Annotated in this window: 11 protein-coding genes; 1 reads left to right on the forward strand and 10 read right to left on the reverse strand. The window is 62.6% G+C overall.

From position 1 onward, the window contains the following. Window positions 1-110 precede the first annotated feature (110 nt). The 9 genes from ACSQ3I_RS10040 to ACSQ3I_RS10080 form a co-directional block, all read right to left on the reverse strand. Window positions 111-1,259 carry a glycosyltransferase family protein gene (locus ACSQ3I_RS10040; protein ID WP_435998430.1) on the reverse strand — a complete coding sequence of 383 codons (1,149 nt, stop codon included), beginning with the start codon at window positions 1,257-1,259 and terminating at the stop codon, window positions 111-113. Further along, window positions 1,256-2,500 (reverse strand): glycosyltransferase, encoded by a 1,245-nt coding sequence (locus tag ACSQ3I_RS10045; RefSeq protein ID WP_435998432.1) that lies wholly within the window; start codon window positions 2,498-2,500, stop codon window positions 1,256-1,258. The genes ACSQ3I_RS10040 and ACSQ3I_RS10045 overlap by 4 nt, the downstream gene beginning before the upstream one ends. A gap of 9 nt (window positions 2,501-2,509) precedes the next feature. Next, window positions 2,510-3,721, reverse strand: coding sequence for a glycosyltransferase family protein (locus ACSQ3I_RS10050; protein ID WP_435998434.1), 1,212 nt, complete (start codon window positions 3,719-3,721; stop codon window positions 2,510-2,512). 70 nt (window positions 3,722-3,791) lie between these two features. Beyond that, window positions 3,792-4,883, reverse strand: a complete 1,092-nt coding sequence (locus ACSQ3I_RS10055) for an ABC transporter permease (protein ID WP_435998989.1) — start codon at window positions 4,881-4,883, stop codon at window positions 3,792-3,794. Window positions 4,884-4,966: 83 nt separating this feature from the next. After that, window positions 4,967-5,965, reverse strand: a complete 999-nt coding sequence (locus ACSQ3I_RS10060; RefSeq protein ID WP_435998991.1) for an ABC transporter permease — start codon at window positions 5,963-5,965, stop codon at window positions 4,967-4,969. Window positions 5,966-5,967: 2 nt separating this feature from the next. Further along, window positions 5,968-7,872, reverse strand: coding sequence for an ABC transporter substrate-binding protein (locus tag ACSQ3I_RS10065; protein WP_435998435.1), 1,905 nt, complete (start codon window positions 7,870-7,872; stop codon window positions 5,968-5,970). Further along, window positions 7,869-9,761: an ABC transporter ATP-binding protein gene (locus tag ACSQ3I_RS10070; protein ID WP_435998437.1), complete on the reverse strand. Its 1,893-nt coding sequence runs from the start codon at window positions 9,759-9,761 to the stop codon at window positions 7,869-7,871. The genes ACSQ3I_RS10065 and ACSQ3I_RS10070 overlap by 4 nt, the downstream gene beginning before the upstream one ends. Before the next feature lie 148 nt (window positions 9,762-9,909). Continuing rightward, complete coding sequence (locus tag ACSQ3I_RS10075) at window positions 9,910-10,878, reverse strand: polysaccharide lyase (protein ID WP_435998439.1); 969 nt, start codon at window positions 10,876-10,878, stop codon at window positions 9,910-9,912. Next, window positions 10,875-12,221: an adenylate/guanylate cyclase domain-containing protein gene (locus ACSQ3I_RS10080; RefSeq protein WP_435998441.1), complete on the reverse strand. Its 1,347-nt coding sequence runs from the start codon at window positions 12,219-12,221 to the stop codon at window positions 10,875-10,877. The genes ACSQ3I_RS10075 and ACSQ3I_RS10080 overlap by 4 nt, the downstream gene beginning before the upstream one ends. Window positions 12,222-12,468: 247 nt before the next feature. Between ACSQ3I_RS10080 and ACSQ3I_RS10085 the strand changes: the two genes are divergently transcribed. Further along, entirely contained in the window at window positions 12,469-13,824 is a 1,356-nt protein-coding gene (locus ACSQ3I_RS10085) for a nucleotide sugar dehydrogenase (RefSeq protein WP_435998443.1), read from the forward strand. On the opposite strand, the gene ACSQ3I_RS10090 is transcribed toward ACSQ3I_RS10085, so the two are convergent. Then, window positions 13,814-14,986, reverse strand: coding sequence for a DUF3095 domain-containing protein (locus tag ACSQ3I_RS10090; protein ID WP_435998445.1), 1,173 nt, complete (start codon window positions 14,984-14,986; stop codon window positions 13,814-13,816). The two genes, ACSQ3I_RS10085 and ACSQ3I_RS10090, sit on opposite strands and share 11 nt — an antisense overlap. Window positions 14,987-15,028 lie beyond the last annotated feature (42 nt).

The raw sequence follows: 15,028 nt of genomic DNA on the forward strand, positions 1-15,028 counted from the left end.
ATAAACGGAGGATGCGTCCGTTTATTTTCGGCGCGGCGAGAGATGCGGTTGCCGGAGCAGGCCTGATTTCTCTGAAACGCGATTTTCGGCACGAAGCCGCAGGGCATGTCCTACAGAAGAGCGCGCAGGATGGCGGCGGCGTGTTGCGCGCCGTCAAGGTCGAGCGCATAGGCGGGCGGTTTCGGCCGTGACAGGGCCTCGCGGATTTTTGCGGTCATCGCCGTGGCCGTCAGTTCGGCTTCGGTCAGCACCGAGGAGATATGCATCGCTTCGAGGCGGCGCGCCCGCACCGGCTGTTCCGTCTCGCCACCGGCGGTGAACGGCACCAGCAGCGACCGGCATCCGGCGCGAAGAATGTCGCAGACGGTGTTGTAGCCGGCCTGTGACACCGACAGTTTCGCGCCGGCCAGCAGGCTTGCAAAATCCTGGCGGAAACGGACGAGGCTGACGCCGGCCGGCGCTTCCGCCGCCAAGGCATCGAAATCCGCTTGCGGCAGGTTTGGCCCGGTTATCAGGCACCACGAACCTGCCTCGGGAATGGCACGGGCCGCCTCGCAGGCGGTGCGGATCAGGTCGCGGCCGACGGCGCCGCCGCCAGCGGAAACGATGATGTCGAATGTTTCGCCAGGTGGTGCCGGCGGCGGTGCGGCAACGAGGCCGGTATAGACGATGCGGTCGGCGATCTCGCCGGCGAGCGGAAAGGTTTCCTCGATACGGGCGAAGGACGGATCGCCATGCACGAGGACGCGGTCGAAATGCGCCTTGACCAGTGCGACGGTCTCTTCGTCACGGCCGGGTTTGGCGCGTTCCTGAAGGATATCGCGCAACGAGGTGACGACGCGGGGGCGGGGATGCATGGCCTCGACTGCGGAGAGAAGCGGCAGCAGTTCGAAACGCACCTGCCGGCGGCCGAACGGAAAGGCCTCGATGACGACGATATCCGGCGCCGTCTCGTGGAAGGCGTCGAGCAGCATCTGCGTGCGGCGGGCCTTGAACGCGTCATCGACCGGTCGGCCTTCGGCATCCGCTATGCCGGAAAAACCGGCGTCGCCGGCAACGATGGTCGGCAGGGCGACGTGGTGCATGCCGGGACCGGGAAAACCCGGCACCGGAGTGCCGCCGGTCACCATCGTCACCTCAAAACCATCCTCGACGAGCGCGCGCGCGATGCGGCTCGCCCTGGCCAGGTGACCGATGCCGAGCAGATGCTGGACATAGAAGAAAACGCGCGGTGCGGTACGGGACGTATCGGTTGTCATGCGGATTGCCATTCCTGCAGGAACAGGGAGGAAAGCTGGCGGATGCTCGCCTTGTTGTCGAATTGCTCGCGCACACGCTGCTCGGCGGCCGTCGCCAGCCGGGCGCGCAATGCCGGGTCGCGAATGGCGCGCTCCAGTGCGCCCGCGAGGGCTTGCGGGTCCTCCGATGGTACGAGGAAGCCGTTTTCGCCGTCGCGCAACAGCTCGGGAACCCCGGAAATATTGGTGGAAATGCAGGGCAGGCGCTGGCTGGAGGCTTCGACAAGCACGTTCGGCAAGCCATCCCGGTCGCCGTCTGCGGTGATGCGACAGGCGAGCGCGAAAAGATCGCGTGAGCGATAGGCGGCCAGAACGTCCTTCTGGTCGAGCGCACCCTTCCAGGCGATCCTGTCGGCAATGCCGAGCTCGGTTGCCAGGGATTTCAACTTTGCCACTTCGGGACCGCTGCCGATATGTTCGAACCGCCAGGAGAGATTGCGCGGCAACAAGGCAAAGGCCCGCAGCAGCACGTCGTATCCCTTCTTCTCGACGGCACGGCCGACACTGAGGACCGTCACCGGATCGGCCGGATCGCTGCCGTCCCGCGCCGGCCGGTCGCCGTCAAACGGCCCGAAGCGGGTGAGGTCCAGGCCGTGGTAGCTCAGATGCACATGGCCGCGGCCGTCGGCCAAGGTCTTCAAGTGGTCGAAGCCGGTATGCGTGCAGGTGACGGTCCAGCGGGTGCTTTCGAGTTTGCCGGCAAGCTCCCAGTTCTCCGAGGTCCAGATATCCTTGGCATGTGCCGAGCATGTCCAGGGCGTGCCGGTCATCAGGCTGGCATAACGGGCGACCGAGGCCGGCGTGTGAATGAAATGGGCATGCAGCCAGGCACCGCCTTGCGGCCATTCGGCGGCCAGCACGGCGGCCTGGCCGAGGCGGCGGAAGCGGTTGCGGGTGAAGTCGCGCCTGAGGTCTGTAAGGAAGGCGGAAAAGGCGGCCTTGAAGCCGGGAAGCTTGCGCGCTTTCAGCCACGAGCGGAAAACGCGCAGCGGTTCTTCGTGCAGATATTCCGGCAGGTAATGCACCGGTGCGCGGATCTCGTCATGCACCGGATGGCGCTTCTTGTCGGTCGGCCGGCGCAACGCCACCAGCGTCAGGTCGAAACCGGCCTGTTCGAGGCCGAGCAATTCCTGGGCGATGAAGGTCTCCGAAAGCCGCGGATATCCCTTCAGGACGACGACGATTTTTCTATTGTCGGGCAAACGTTCTGCCTATCTCTTGAGCACGCGCAACGGCTCCTTGCCGCCGCGACCGTCGATCCATTCTCCGACGATGCGCGAGATATTCGGCAAGCCTTCCAGGCGCAAGCCCTTGGCGTTCACCGAGGGCGGATTGCGCGAGGGCAGGGCTTTCAGCGCCGCGGCAAACCGCAGCGGATCGGCGGATTCCTCCGGTAGCAGCATGTCGATCAGGCCAAGTTCGGCGGCGCGCTGTGCCCGGATCAGCTGCTCTTGGCGCGGCACGATGCGTGGCACGATCAGCGCCGGCTTGTCAAAGGACAGGATCTCGCAATAGGTGTTGTAGCCGCCCATGGCGACGACCGCCTTGGCGCCGGCGATCAGCTCTTCCATGCGATTGTCGAACTCGATCACCTCGATATAGGGGATTTTCGAGCCCTTGCGCACCAGCTTGCGGCGCTGCTTGGCCGGCATGTAGGGGCCGAGCACCATCAAGGCGCGGTGGGTCAGCGTCGGGTCCTGCTGGTAGGCGTGGATGACGTCGTGGATCAGTTCCGCGCCGTCGCCGCCGCCGCCGGTGGTGACGAGAATGTAGTCGCCGCTCGGCCGATGGTCGTCGCCGTGGTCATGCGAGACGCTGCGCTGCAGGAAACCGACGAAATCCATCTTCGAGCGTACGGTGGGCGGCACGTCGAGCCCGACCAGAGGATCGTAGAAATCCGGGGGGCCATAGACCCAGACGCGGTCGTAATATTGACCGATCTTGCGCATGACGTCGTTGCGTTTCCATTCGGCGTCGAGGAGATGCGGCGCATCCATGACTTCGCGCAGGCCGAGCACCAGCGTCGTTCCGCGGGTCTTGAGATAGGCGAGCGTTTCTTCCACTTCGCCGCGCAGGCCCATCGGCTCCTTGTCGACGATGAAGATGTCGGGCTCGAAGGTCTCCGCCGTATGGCGGATGATCGACTGGCGCATCTTCAATGTTTCGTGAAGATCGATGTGTTTTTCCAGCGAGGTGTATTCGCCGTTGCGCAGCTTGATGACGCTCGGGATCTTCACGAAATCGACGCGGGCGCGATAATCGAAGGCGCCGGCGATCGTCGCTCCCGAGATGATCAGGATGTTGAGGCCGCGATAATCCTCGACGAGGGAATGGGCAATGGTACGGCAGCGCCTGAGGTGACCAAGCCCGAACGTGTCGTGGCTGTACATCAGGATGCGGGCATCTTCGAAACGGCGCATCATGCGCTGACCTTCCAATCGGCCCCGTCCGGACCAGCTTTACGTTTACAGGTGCTGTTCATCGTCGAACCCGTTACTTGTACGGATCGGCCGCGTCGCGCAAGCCGTCTCCCAGAAAATTGAACGCCAGTATCACAAGGATCACAGGTATGGTGGGGAACAGAAGCCAGGGATAGAAAGCGATGACGCTCACGCTCCTGGCTTCGGTGAGAAGAATGCCCCAGCTGGTGATCGGCGGCCGCAGGCCGAGACCGAGGAAGCTGAGCGCCGTCTCGCCGAGAATCATTCCGGGGATCGATATGGTCGCGGTGGCAATGAGATGGGACATGAACCCCGGCACCAGGTGGCGGCCGATGATGCGGCTCGATTTCGCCCCCATCAGCTGCGCCGCCAGCACGTAGTCTTCTTCGCGCAACGACAGGAGTTTTGAGCGCACGGCGCGGGCAAGCCCCGTCCAGTCGAGCAGGCCGAGGATGACGGTGATGCCGAGATAGATGAGGATCGGGCTCCATGTCACCGGCATGATCGCCGCCAGCGCCATCCATAGCGGAATGCTCGGGATCGACTGCAACACCTCGATGATGCGTTGCGCCACGAGGTCGAAAATGCCGCCGTGGTAACCGGCCAAGCCGCCGATGACGATGCCGAGGATGAAGCTGACGGTGATGCCGAGCAGGCCGATGGTCAGCGAGATGCGGGCGCCATAGATGATGCGCGACAGCACATCGCGGCCGAGCCGGTCGGTACCGAGCAGGAAGAACTGCCCGTCCTTGGCCGGACAGACGAAATGGGTGCTGGCATCGAACAGGCCCCAGAAACGATAGGTATCGCCGCTGCAGAAGAAACGCAGCGGTTCGATGTCGTCCGTCTTTTCGGTGTAGACGCGCCGGAGCGTGTCCATGTCCAGCGTCATTTCCCGGCCGTAGACGAAGGGTCCGACGAACTGGCCGTCATGGAAGAGATGGACGCCTTGCGGCGGCGCGTGGATGAAATCGACGTTGCGGCTGTGCAGGTTGTAGGGCGCCAGAAACTCGCAGATGAGGATCATCAGGTAGAGCACGGCGAGGAAGATGCCGGAGGCCAGCGCCAGCTTGTGACGCTTGAATTTCCACCACATCAGCCGCAGCTGCGAGGCGCTGTTGACGCGTATCTGCGCCGGCGTCATTTCCTTGACCGCATAGGGATCGAAGGGGGCGGTGGAAACGAAGTGCGCCAGCGGTGCGCCGGGTTCGGGAAGAGGCGATGACGTCACTTGGCACTCCCACCCTGAAGCCGGATGCGCGGGTCGAGAAAGGCGAGCGCGATATCCGATATCAGCATGCCGATCACCGTCAGGAAGGCGAGGAACATCAGGAAAGAGCCTGCCAGATACATATCCTGGCTTTGCAACGCCTTGATGAGCATCGGTCCGGTGGTTTCCAGAGACAGTACGATAGCGGTGATTTCAGCGCCGGAAATGATTTGCGGCAGGATGGAGCCTATATCGGCGATGAAGAAATTCAAGGACATGCGCAGCGGATACTTGATGAGCGCCCGGAAGGGGTGCAGCCCCTTGGCACGGGCGGTGACGACATATTGTTTCTGCAGCTCGTCGAGCAGGTTGGCACGCAGGCGCCGGATCATGCCGGCCGTGCCGGCGGTGCCGACGATGATCACCGGAATCCAGAGATGCTCCAGGATCGACTTCGCCTTTTCCCAGCTCATCGGCTCGCCGAGGAATTTCTGGTCCATCAGGTGGCCGATGGAGATGCCGAACCAGATGTTGGCGAAATACATCAGGATCAGCGCCAGCGTGAAATTGGGAATGGCGATGCCGAGCAGGCCGAGGAAGGTCAGGCCGTAGTCGCCCCAGCTATACTGATGCGTCGCGGAATAGATGCCGATCGGGAAAGCCACCAGCCAGGTGACGAGAATGGTGCAGAAGGAGACCAGAATGGTCAGCCACAGGCGGTCGCCAACCACTTCGTTGACCGGCAGCTGATACTCGAAGGAATAACCGAAATCGCCGGTCAGCATGCCGCCGACCCAGTGGAAATAGCGCAGGATCGGCGGCTTGTCGAAACCGTATTGCGCTCGCAGTTCCTCGATTTCCTCCATGTCCACGCCTTCGCCCTGCGCTTGCAGTTCGGAGATGTAGCTTTCGAAATAATCGCCCGGCGGCAGTTCGATAATGGTGAAGATCAGCGCCGAAATGATCAGCAGGGTGGGGATCATCGCAGCGATGCGCCACAGGATGTATCGCATCATCATCAGGCGATATCCTCGCCGTACCAGAACGTATCGGGCATATAGACACCGAGATAGCAGGTGGGATCGAAACCGTAGAGGCCGGTTTCGGGCACGTTGCGCATGAGCGCCGAGCGCAGAACGGGCTGCAGTGTCTGGTTGACGATACCGATGGAAAAGACCTGGTCGGTGTAGATCGCCAGCATCTCGCCCCAGATGTCGGTGCGCTCTTCGGGCGTGCGGGCGTGGTACCAGCCCTTCAGAAGCTCGACCAGCCGGGCGGCTTCGGCCACTTCCGGGGCGTGTCCCTTCTGGCCGTTGGACAGATAATGCATGCCCCAAACCGGCCATTGCAGCTGGTCGTCGGTCGTCGGTGCCAGCTGGCTGGGGTTCATGTCGCGGGTCGGTACGCCGTTTTCCAGTCCCGGCCACATGGTCATCATGATCTGGCCGCCCATGGTGCGCGAACGGAAGACGTCGCGCTGCGAGGTGCGGATGAACAGCGAGATGCCGATCTTGCGCCAGTGGTCGGTGATCAGTTCCAGCACGTCGGTGTCGAGCGTGCTTTCACCGGCGGTTTCCACGACGATCTGCGCCTCGCGTCCGTCCGGCAGCAGGCGGATGCCATCGTCGTCGCGGTTCTGCAGGCCGAGTTCGTCGAGCAGCCTGTTTGCCGCGTCCGGATCGTGGGCGCTCCAGGCCGCGGCATAGTCCGGCTTGAAGAGCGGGCTGTCGGGCAGGATGGTGTCGCTGCTCGGTTTTGCGAGGCCGTAGAAGACGACCTTGTTGATTTCCTCGCGGTCGATGGCAAGCGACAGCGCCCGGCGGAAATTGGCATTCTGCAACAGGCCCCGCCAGGCATCGTCGCCATAGTTGAGATTCGGCAGCAGGGCGATCTTCGAGCCGCGCGTCGCCTTCCACAGTCCAACCTTCACCGGATAACGCTTCTCGGCATCCTTGAGGAAAGCGTAATCGACAAAATCGATACCGGTGGCCTGCAGATCGCTTTCGCCGGTACAGGCCTTGGCGGTGATGATCGACGACGAGCTGACGTTGAGCAGGAAACGGTCGATATAGGGCAGCTGTGTGCCGTTCTGGTCGACGCGATGAAAATAGGGATTGCGTTCGAAGACGAACTGTTCGGCCGGCGGTTTTGTCGTGTTGCGCCAGGGATCGAGCGTCGGCAATTCGGGATTTTCCGGCCGGTAGCTGCGCGACATCTTGATGTGCAGATCGACCCAGCTTTTTGACCGCTGCTCCTTCATCAGCCCGGCCAGCCGGTTGGCGTTCTGATATTTCTGGTGGAACTGCTGCATGTAATGCGCCGGCATGAAGATGGTCAGCGGCTGCGGCGCGGCCAGGCGCGGCAGGAAGTCCGGGTTGGGGCCATCCCAGCTGTAGCGAACGGTCAAGTCATCGAGCTTCTCGAAGCGTGGCGGCTTGCCGTCGACCAGGAGATCGGTCGGCAGCCCGCCCTTGCGCAGGTTTTCGTCGAGGATGACGTCTTCCCAGCAATAGCGGAAATCCTCCGCGGTAAAGAGCCGGCCGTCCGACCAGCGATGCCCCTCGCGGATCTTGAAGGTGAAGACCTTCTCGTCGACATGTTCGTAGCTCTCGAGAATGTCGGCGGAGAGGTTCAGCTTGTCGTCATAACCGACGAGCCTGGAATAACCGCAGATGGTCATCAGGCGGATGTCCTTGGCGCTGCCGATCAGCATGCGCGCCGTGCCGCCGTATTTTCCGACCTCCCGGCCCATGTCGGCGAGATCCACAGTCCGCGGATTTTTCGGCAGTCGCCCAGCCGCCGTCGGCAGCTTGCCGGCGTTCATCAGCGGCACCAGGAAATCGGGCTCGAGGCGGCGTGCAGCGGCTGTCGCCGGAATGACCGTCGAAGCAAGCATTGCCAGAAGCGTTCTGCGCCGGATCATGGCTGAAGCTCCCTGACATCGGCATTTCGGCGCGCCAGGACGATGTGCCCGCCGCCGAGATCCGCCGCTCCAAGTGCGTCGTCATCGTCATCTGCACGAAACTGTTTCGCCCAGCTTGCCGTTCCCGTTGCGCCGCAGGCCTGCACGGTGGCGAAATCCAGCGGCCGGTCGAGATCGGGAAAGGGCACCGCGGCCAGAAGGGCCTTGGTATAGGGATGGACCGGCGAGCGCATCAGCGTTTCGCGCGGGGCCAGTTCGACGATCCGTCCACCGCACATCACCGCGATACGGTCGGCCATATAGTCGACCACGGCGAGATTGTGGGAAATGAAGAAGTAGGTCAGGCCCAGCTCCTTCTGCAGATCCTTGAGAAGATTGAGGATCTGCGCCTGCACCGACACATCGAGCGCCGAGACCGGCTCGTCGCAGATCATCAGGTCCGGGCCGAGTGCCAGGGCGCGGGCGATGCCGATGCGCTGGCGCTGGCCGCCGGAAAAGCTGTGCGGGTAGCGGTTCAGCGCGCTCTGGTCGAGACCGATGGCCTGCACCAGCCGCAAGACCTTTTCCTTGCGCTCCTGCGTCGAGCCCCGGTCGTGGATTTCCAGCGGCTCGCTCAGGATGTTCTGGATGGTCATGCGCGGCGAAAGCGAAGACACCGGATCCTGGAAGACCATCTGGATCTTGGTGCGCAGCGTCTTCAGGTCGCCACCATCGGATGACAGCACATCGATGGCTTTGCCGTCGCGGTCGAAATAGGTGACGGAGCCGGAATCCGGCGTCACCGCCCGCATGACGATCTTGCTCAGCGTGCTCTTGCCGCAGCCGCTTTCACCGACGATGCCGAGACATTCGCCACGGCGCACGTCAAAGCTGACATCGTCGACGGCGCGAACGCCGGCCGCCGTATTCTTGCCGAACCAGCTGGATTTGCGCGTGCCATAGGTTTTGACGACGTTGCGGACGGACAGGAGGATTTCGGGGCCTTGCTTCTCCTGTCTTTTCTTGCCGATCAGCGTATCGGCATTGACGGGAATTTCGCGCAGCGCCTTCAGCCGTTCGCCGGGTTTCATGTCGAAATGCGGCACGGCCGCCATCAGGCCCTTGAGATAGGGATGTTCCGGCCGGCGGAAGATCGTTTCGACCGGGCCGGCCTCCATGATCTCGCCGCGATAGATGACCACCACCTCGTCGGCGACATTGGCCACCACGCCGAGGTCGTGGGTGATGAGCAGCATCGCCATGTTGAGTTTGGTCTGCAGCTCCCGCAAAAGCTGGAGGATCTGCGCCTGGATGGTGACGTCGAGCGCCGTGGTCGGCTCGTCGGCGATCAGCAGGGAGGGCCGGCAGATCAGGGCCATGGCGATCATGGCGCGCTGGCGCATGCCGCCGGAAAGCTCGAACGGATACATCTCGCGGGTGCGGGCGGGATTGGCAAAACCCACCAGGCCCAGCATTTCCTCGACGCGGTCGCGCGTTTCCGCCTTGCTGACCGGTTCATGGATGCGCAGGGCCTCGCCGACTTGGTTGCCGATGGTGTGCAGCGGCGAAAGCGAGGTCATCGGCTCCTGAAAGATCTTGCCGAGCCGGCGGCCGCGCAGGTCTCTGATCGCCTTGCCGTCGCGCGGCAGCGCCAGGATGTCGATCGGGCTGCCCGGATTTTCAGGATCGCAGAAAAGAATGCGGCCGGTGGCGGAAGCGGTGTTCGGCAAAATGCCCATCACCGCCTGGCTGATCACCGATTTGCCGGAGCCGGACTCGCCAACGAGCGCCGTCACTTTGCCAGGCAGAACGCGCAAGCTGGCGTTACGAACCGCTTCCAACTGGCCACCCATCATTTTGAAGGCGATGCCCAGTTGCTCGATGCGCAACAGATCTGCCCCTGAATTCATGCCAGCAGCTTTCCCTTGTTGCTTGCGAAATGGCTGTATGATTTCAAGACTAGCGGAGGGCCAAGTCACTGTCCATGGCCTTCAAACTGTAAAAGGTATAGGGAAAAATGAACGGGGACAGTCAAGTTTTCCGGTGTATTGCCGATCGTCAATTGATCGCGGCACAGGCAGCCTTGTCCGCTAGAACATCTTCGCATTTGGACGATCGGCGGAAGTCGTCGTAATAGAGCGTCCAGTTGGTGGTGTCGGCGGCCCGGTAAGGACCGAACTTGAAATACTGGTTGTCACCGAGGCCGCGATCGTTGTGGCCGATATGGCCCTTGATCGAAACGATCCACTTGTCGTTTGCAAAGATTTCGATGCGACCGGTGCCTTCCGGTCCCGGCTGGGTCATGATGGCGAAATCGATCCAGCCGGAATCCGGCTTCGGCAGAAAATTGCCGCGATCGATCACCTGAAGCCTGTCGCTGCAGGAGTTGAAGAGGCCGGCGTCCGCGGCGGTATAGGTTTCGTCCCCGACGATGAAGGCGCGGATCTGGTTCGTCTCCGGGCGCAGCCAGACCGGCACCTGTCCCGACGGACAATTGGCGGCCTGCCCCTTCGGACCGGTGGAGGTGCCATCGAAATAGTTGGTCTCGACGGTGGCGAAAAGCTTGCCGCCGTTCATGCGCAGGGCGAGGAACGGACTGAAATCGCCTTCGGCATCGGGACCGATTTCGCGCTTCCATTGGGCGATCAGGTAGCGGTGGTCGTCCGAGGGGATGGGATCGGCAAATTTGACCGCGAAACCGTACCAGACGGCGGCTTCGTAAGGCACGCGCAACGCGGTTTTTTCCCAGATTTCCGCCCGTTCGCTGCAGCCTTCGCTGTCGGCGGCGCAATGCGGCTTGACGCTCAGCTGCAGCGCGCCTGCGCCAGTGCGCTTGACTGCACTCTGGAAGACCACCGTTCCGGCGCTCTGTTCGCTGTTTTCGCGGTAATAAAGACCGCCTTCGGGCGAAAAAGTGCCGCCGTCAAACCCGTCCACTAGATTCTGCTGGAGCGGATCCGCCAGGGCCGACCCGCTGGTCACAAGTGCAAAAGCAAGAAGCAGAGCTCGGCCCGGGTGTGCGATCATTGAAGCAGTGTCTCCAGCATGTCGTTCGATTTCTGTTTGCGGCTGTCGCGATACAGCAGCATGACGCGCTCTGCTTCCGACTGCAAGTCGCGGCTGTCCTTTTCTATCGCCTCGGCCGGATCCACCTTCAGGTTGCCTTCACCAGGCAATAGCACGGTTACCTTCTGCCGCAGGCCGCGCAGCCGTTCCTGGCCAAGCGTCACCCAGTCGCCGCCGCAATAGGTGGCAAAGGCCTGGCTGGCGATGACCGGCTGGCTGAATTTTTTGGTCAGGCCCTGCAGGCGTTCGACTTCGTTGACGGCGCCGCCGAAAGCGGAGAAGGTCAGGCGGTCCCTGAGGCCGACATTGCCGAACATGACGTTGCCGATATGCAGGCCGACGCCGTAGCGGATTTCGCCGACACCGGCTCTCTTGCGCTCTATGTTCAATTCCTGCATGCGCAGCGAGGCCTGGCGTACGGCGGCCATGGCCGCACGCGTCGCCTTCTGCGACGGCTCGCGGTGACGCCCGCAGGGGTAGACCGCCAAAAAGCCGTCGCCGATGAAGCTGAGGATCTCGCCGCCATTGCGATTGAAGGGCGTGGCGATGGCATCGAAGAACTGGTTGAGCGTGTCGATATAGACCTGCCGGCCTTCCTTCTCCGCGAGCAGGGTCGACTGGCGCATGTCGGCCATCACCAGGGCGGCGCGGATGGTTTCGCCATCGCCGCGGCGGATCTGGCCGGAGAGCACGCGTTTGCCGGCATTGCCGCCGAGATAGGTGGTCAGCATGTTGTCGGCGAGCTTGCCAAGCACCGCCATCTTGGCGGCCACGGCGAGGCTGTTCTGGATCTTCAGCAGAGCCTCGATGACATCGTCGTTGAAGCCGCCTGGAATGTCGGTCGTCCAGGAGCCCAGCATGCCCTGGCCGGTGCCGTCGCCGAAGGATTGCACGAAGGCAAGATAATCGGTGGCGCCGAGCTGCTTGAGGTCGTCGAAAACAGGAAATTCCGAAGGGGTCGCCACATCGATGCGGCGGCGGAGATATTCGAGATTGTTGCTCAGCAGATAAAAATAAGGGCTGCGCAGGATGCGCTCGGAATCCGGACCTTCGAGAACCTTGCGAAAACCCTCGACCGTCACGCCCTTGCCGCGCTGCCATGTGAAGCCCAGGGCATCGTAGAGCGGATGTAGCATCGAAAAACTCAGGTGGACACGCACCAGCGGCAGGCCGGCGGCGGCGAGGCGTTCACAGAAACCCTTGATCAGCGGTTCGAGATTTTCACCATCCAGAGCGGCCTTCTTCAGCCATGCGCTGACGCGGTCGATGAGAGTGGTGGATACGTTTGCGCGATACATGTTCATCGCATGTCCTTGTCGTGCCGGCTGAAAGCCATCCTGGCTGAGGCGCCGGCGGTAGGAGAAGATCTGTGCGGACTCGATGATCGACCCGGGCTCCCAATATATGCACGGCGACGCACAAAACCAGATTGCCAAAGCGACAAATTTGACGACAGCGGATTTCCGATCCTGCCGTCCGCATGGTTTCGAGATCCTTGACAGCCGGCTTTTTTGCCCCCAACTGGACGGCCATTCCTTTCGAAGGGCAGATATGTTGGATACCGTGACACGAGCGAACGCTCTCCGAGACGACCTCCTTTCCCGTATAACGCAACGGTCCGCCACGGTCGGTATCATCGGCCTCGGTTATGTCGGGCTGCCGCTGGCGATGACGATTGCGCGCTCCGGCTTTACCGCCACCGGGTTCGATATCGACCCGTCGAAGATCGTCGCGCTGGATGCCGGTCGCTCCTATATCGAGGCCGTACACGATAATGTGTTGTCGGCGGAAAGTGCGGCCGGCCGGTTCCGGTCGACCACCGACTTTGCCCTGCTTGCCGATTGTGACGTCATCATCATCTGCGTGCCGACGCCGCTGACGCGGCATCGCGATCCGGACCTCTCCTTCATCGTCAAGACCTCCCGGCAGATTGCCAAGACGCTTCGGGCCGGACAGCTGGTCGTGCTGGAATCGACGACCTATCCCGGCACCACCGACGATGTCGTGCGGCCGATCCTGCAGGAAACCGGGCTTGTGTCCGGCACGGACTTCTTCCTCGGCTTTTCGCCGGAGCGCGAAGATCCGGGCAATCGCGATTTCTCCACCTCTAGCATTCCCAAGGTGGTTGCCGGCGACGGCGAGGCCGCGTCTGCCGTGATGCGCGCTTTTTACGCGGCGGCGGTGACGACGGTCGTTCCGGTCTCCTCCAATGCGACGGCGGAAGCGGTAAAACTCACCGAAAACATCTTCCGTGCCGTCAATATCGCCCTCGTCAACGAGTTGAAGGTCGTCTACGAGGCGATGGGCATCGATATCTGGGAAGTGATCGAAGCGGCCAAGACCAAGCCTTTCGGCTACATGCCGTTTTATCCCGGTCCCGGCCTCGGCGGCCACTGCATCCCGATCGATCCCTTCTATCTCACCTGGAAGTCGCGCGAATACGAACTGCCGACCCGGTTCATCGAGCTTGCCGGCGAAATCAACTCGGCCATGCCGCGCCATGTCGTCGGCCGGCTTGCGGAAGCGCTGGACAGGCGGGCCGGCAAGGCGCTCAGCCGCTCGAAGATCCTGGTGATCGGGCTTGCCTACAAGAAAAACGTGCCGGATACCCGCGAAAGCCCGTCGCTGAAACTGATCGAGCTGATCGAGGAGCGTGGCGGCGAGACGGGTTACCACGACCCGCATGTCGACGAAATTCCGCCAACGCGGGAATACGCCTTCCTGCGGGGGCGTAAATCGGTCGCGCTCAGCGAAGAAGCGGTCAAGGGCTTCGATGCGGTTTTGATCGCCACCGATCATGACGGTGTCGATTATGCAGCGCTTGCCCGCTGGTCGCCGCTGATCGTCGATACCCGCAACGTTTTTCACAAACGCGGCCTGGGTGGCCCGAACATCGTCAAGGCGTAAGCGCTGCCTTCGGCTGTGACTTGCTCTTGAGGGCGCTGGCGGCTGCGGCATAACCGCCTGCAGCGCCGTCGATGAAGTGCATGTGGTCGCGCTGCAGCGGGGTCGGCACCAGGCAAGTCATCAAGGCCGATTCCTGCTGGTGTAGTCCATAACGGCAGATGCCGGCCTGCGATGCCGCCTCCAGCCGGTCGGTGATGCGCCGAAGCCGGTCGGCATCGACATCGATCGTCATCTTCAGCCCGTCGTCGAACTTGCGGAAATCGCTGTTGTCGGCGAGGTCGCGCTTGTAGCGGGCGGCGTTGAAGCGGCCGAGGCTGAGGCCGGTGCGGTAAAGGACGACCATCAAAAGGTGCTCCACCAGAATGCGCAGGCGCCGCTTCAATGTCATGCTACCCGGCACAGCCGCCTTGATTTCCGCCCGGACGCCGGCGCGCGACAGGCCGATCTGCGGTCCATCCTCCGGAACGGGGTGACCGTCACGCTCCTCGCCGGCGGCCAGCGCAATGATGTCGGTGACCAGGGCACGAAAGGCCGGGCCATCTTCGGTTGCGCCGGGGATGGCGATGATCGAGACGATGTGGCCGTGGCGGGAGCGGATCGGGTTCCAGCGGCAGGAGAGGCCGCTGAGGTCGGGGCGGGTGCCGGCCGGTGCCGGTGCGATGGCGAAAAGCCCTTCCTTCATGCGGGTTTCCGCCCAGCTGGCGCCGCCGCCGGCAAACATAGCGTAGGTCACGTGTTCGCTGGCCTGGAAGCGGGCGACCCGAACATCCTGGCCGGCCTCGCGGATATCGGCGACGGCGATGATGGCGGCGCGCATCGTCAGGTCGAGTTCGTCGCCGACCCAGCGCTGCGTGGCGGCCAGCGCTTCGGTGGCGGTCGCAACCCCCGAGGGCGGCACGGCAACCATGGCGCCATCGCCGCCGAAGACGAAGGGCAGATCGTGGCGGTCGAGTGCATTGAGGATGGCCGAAATCACGGCGGCGCCGGCCATGTTGACGTCCTTGTACCGACCGGCGGCGATGGCGCCGGTGGAATCGACGATATCGGCTACCGCCAACGCCCAGCCGGAGGGCAGCGGCACATAGTTGCCGATGTCCGCAACACCTTCGAATTGCGTGAGGATCGGTGCGTCGAATGCGTCTGTCGCGGATGCCTGGATCATGCCGTCAGGCTTATCATAGTCCGCTTGCCGGTGCGATGGCCA

It is taken from the genome of Rhizobium sp. LjRoot30 (genome assembly GCF_964253915.1).
In the GTDB taxonomy this organism is placed as follows: Bacteria; Pseudomonadota; Alphaproteobacteria; order Rhizobiales; family Rhizobiaceae; genus Metarhizobium.

Excerpts from the sequence above, each read along its gene's own strand:
- ACSQ3I_RS10040 (WP_435998430.1), bottom strand. The coding sequence starts at position 1,259 with ATGACAACCGATACGTCCCGTACCGCACCGCGCGTTTTCTTCTATGTC.
- ACSQ3I_RS10050 (WP_435998434.1), bottom strand. The coding sequence starts at position 3,721 with ATGATGCGCCGTTTCGAAGATGCCCGCATCCTGATGTACAGCCACGAC.
- ACSQ3I_RS10055 (WP_435998989.1), bottom strand. The coding sequence starts at position 4,883 with ATGACGCCGGCGCAGATACGCGTCAACAGCGCCTCGCAGCTGCGGCTG.
- ACSQ3I_RS10060 (WP_435998991.1), bottom strand. The coding sequence starts at position 5,965 with ATGATGCGATACATCCTGTGGCGCATCGCTGCGATGATCCCCACCCTG.
- ACSQ3I_RS10065 (WP_435998435.1), bottom strand. The coding sequence starts at position 7,872 with ATGATCCGGCGCAGAACGCTTCTGGCAATGCTTGCTTCGACGGTCATT.
- ACSQ3I_RS10070 (WP_435998437.1), bottom strand. The coding sequence starts at position 9,761 with ATGAATTCAGGGGCAGATCTGTTGCGCATCGAGCAACTGGGCATCGCC.
- ACSQ3I_RS10075 (WP_435998439.1), bottom strand. The coding sequence starts at position 10,878 with ATGATCGCACACCCGGGCCGAGCTCTGCTTCTTGCTTTTGCACTTGTG.
- ACSQ3I_RS10080 (WP_435998441.1), bottom strand. The coding sequence starts at position 12,221 with ATGAACATGTATCGCGCAAACGTATCCACCACTCTCATCGACCGCGTC.
- ACSQ3I_RS10085 (WP_435998443.1), top strand. The coding sequence starts at position 12,469 with ATGTTGGATACCGTGACACGAGCGAACGCTCTCCGAGACGACCTCCTT.
- ACSQ3I_RS10090 (WP_435998445.1), bottom strand. The coding sequence starts at position 14,986 with ATGATCCAGGCATCCGCGACAGACGCATTCGACGCACCGATCCTCACG.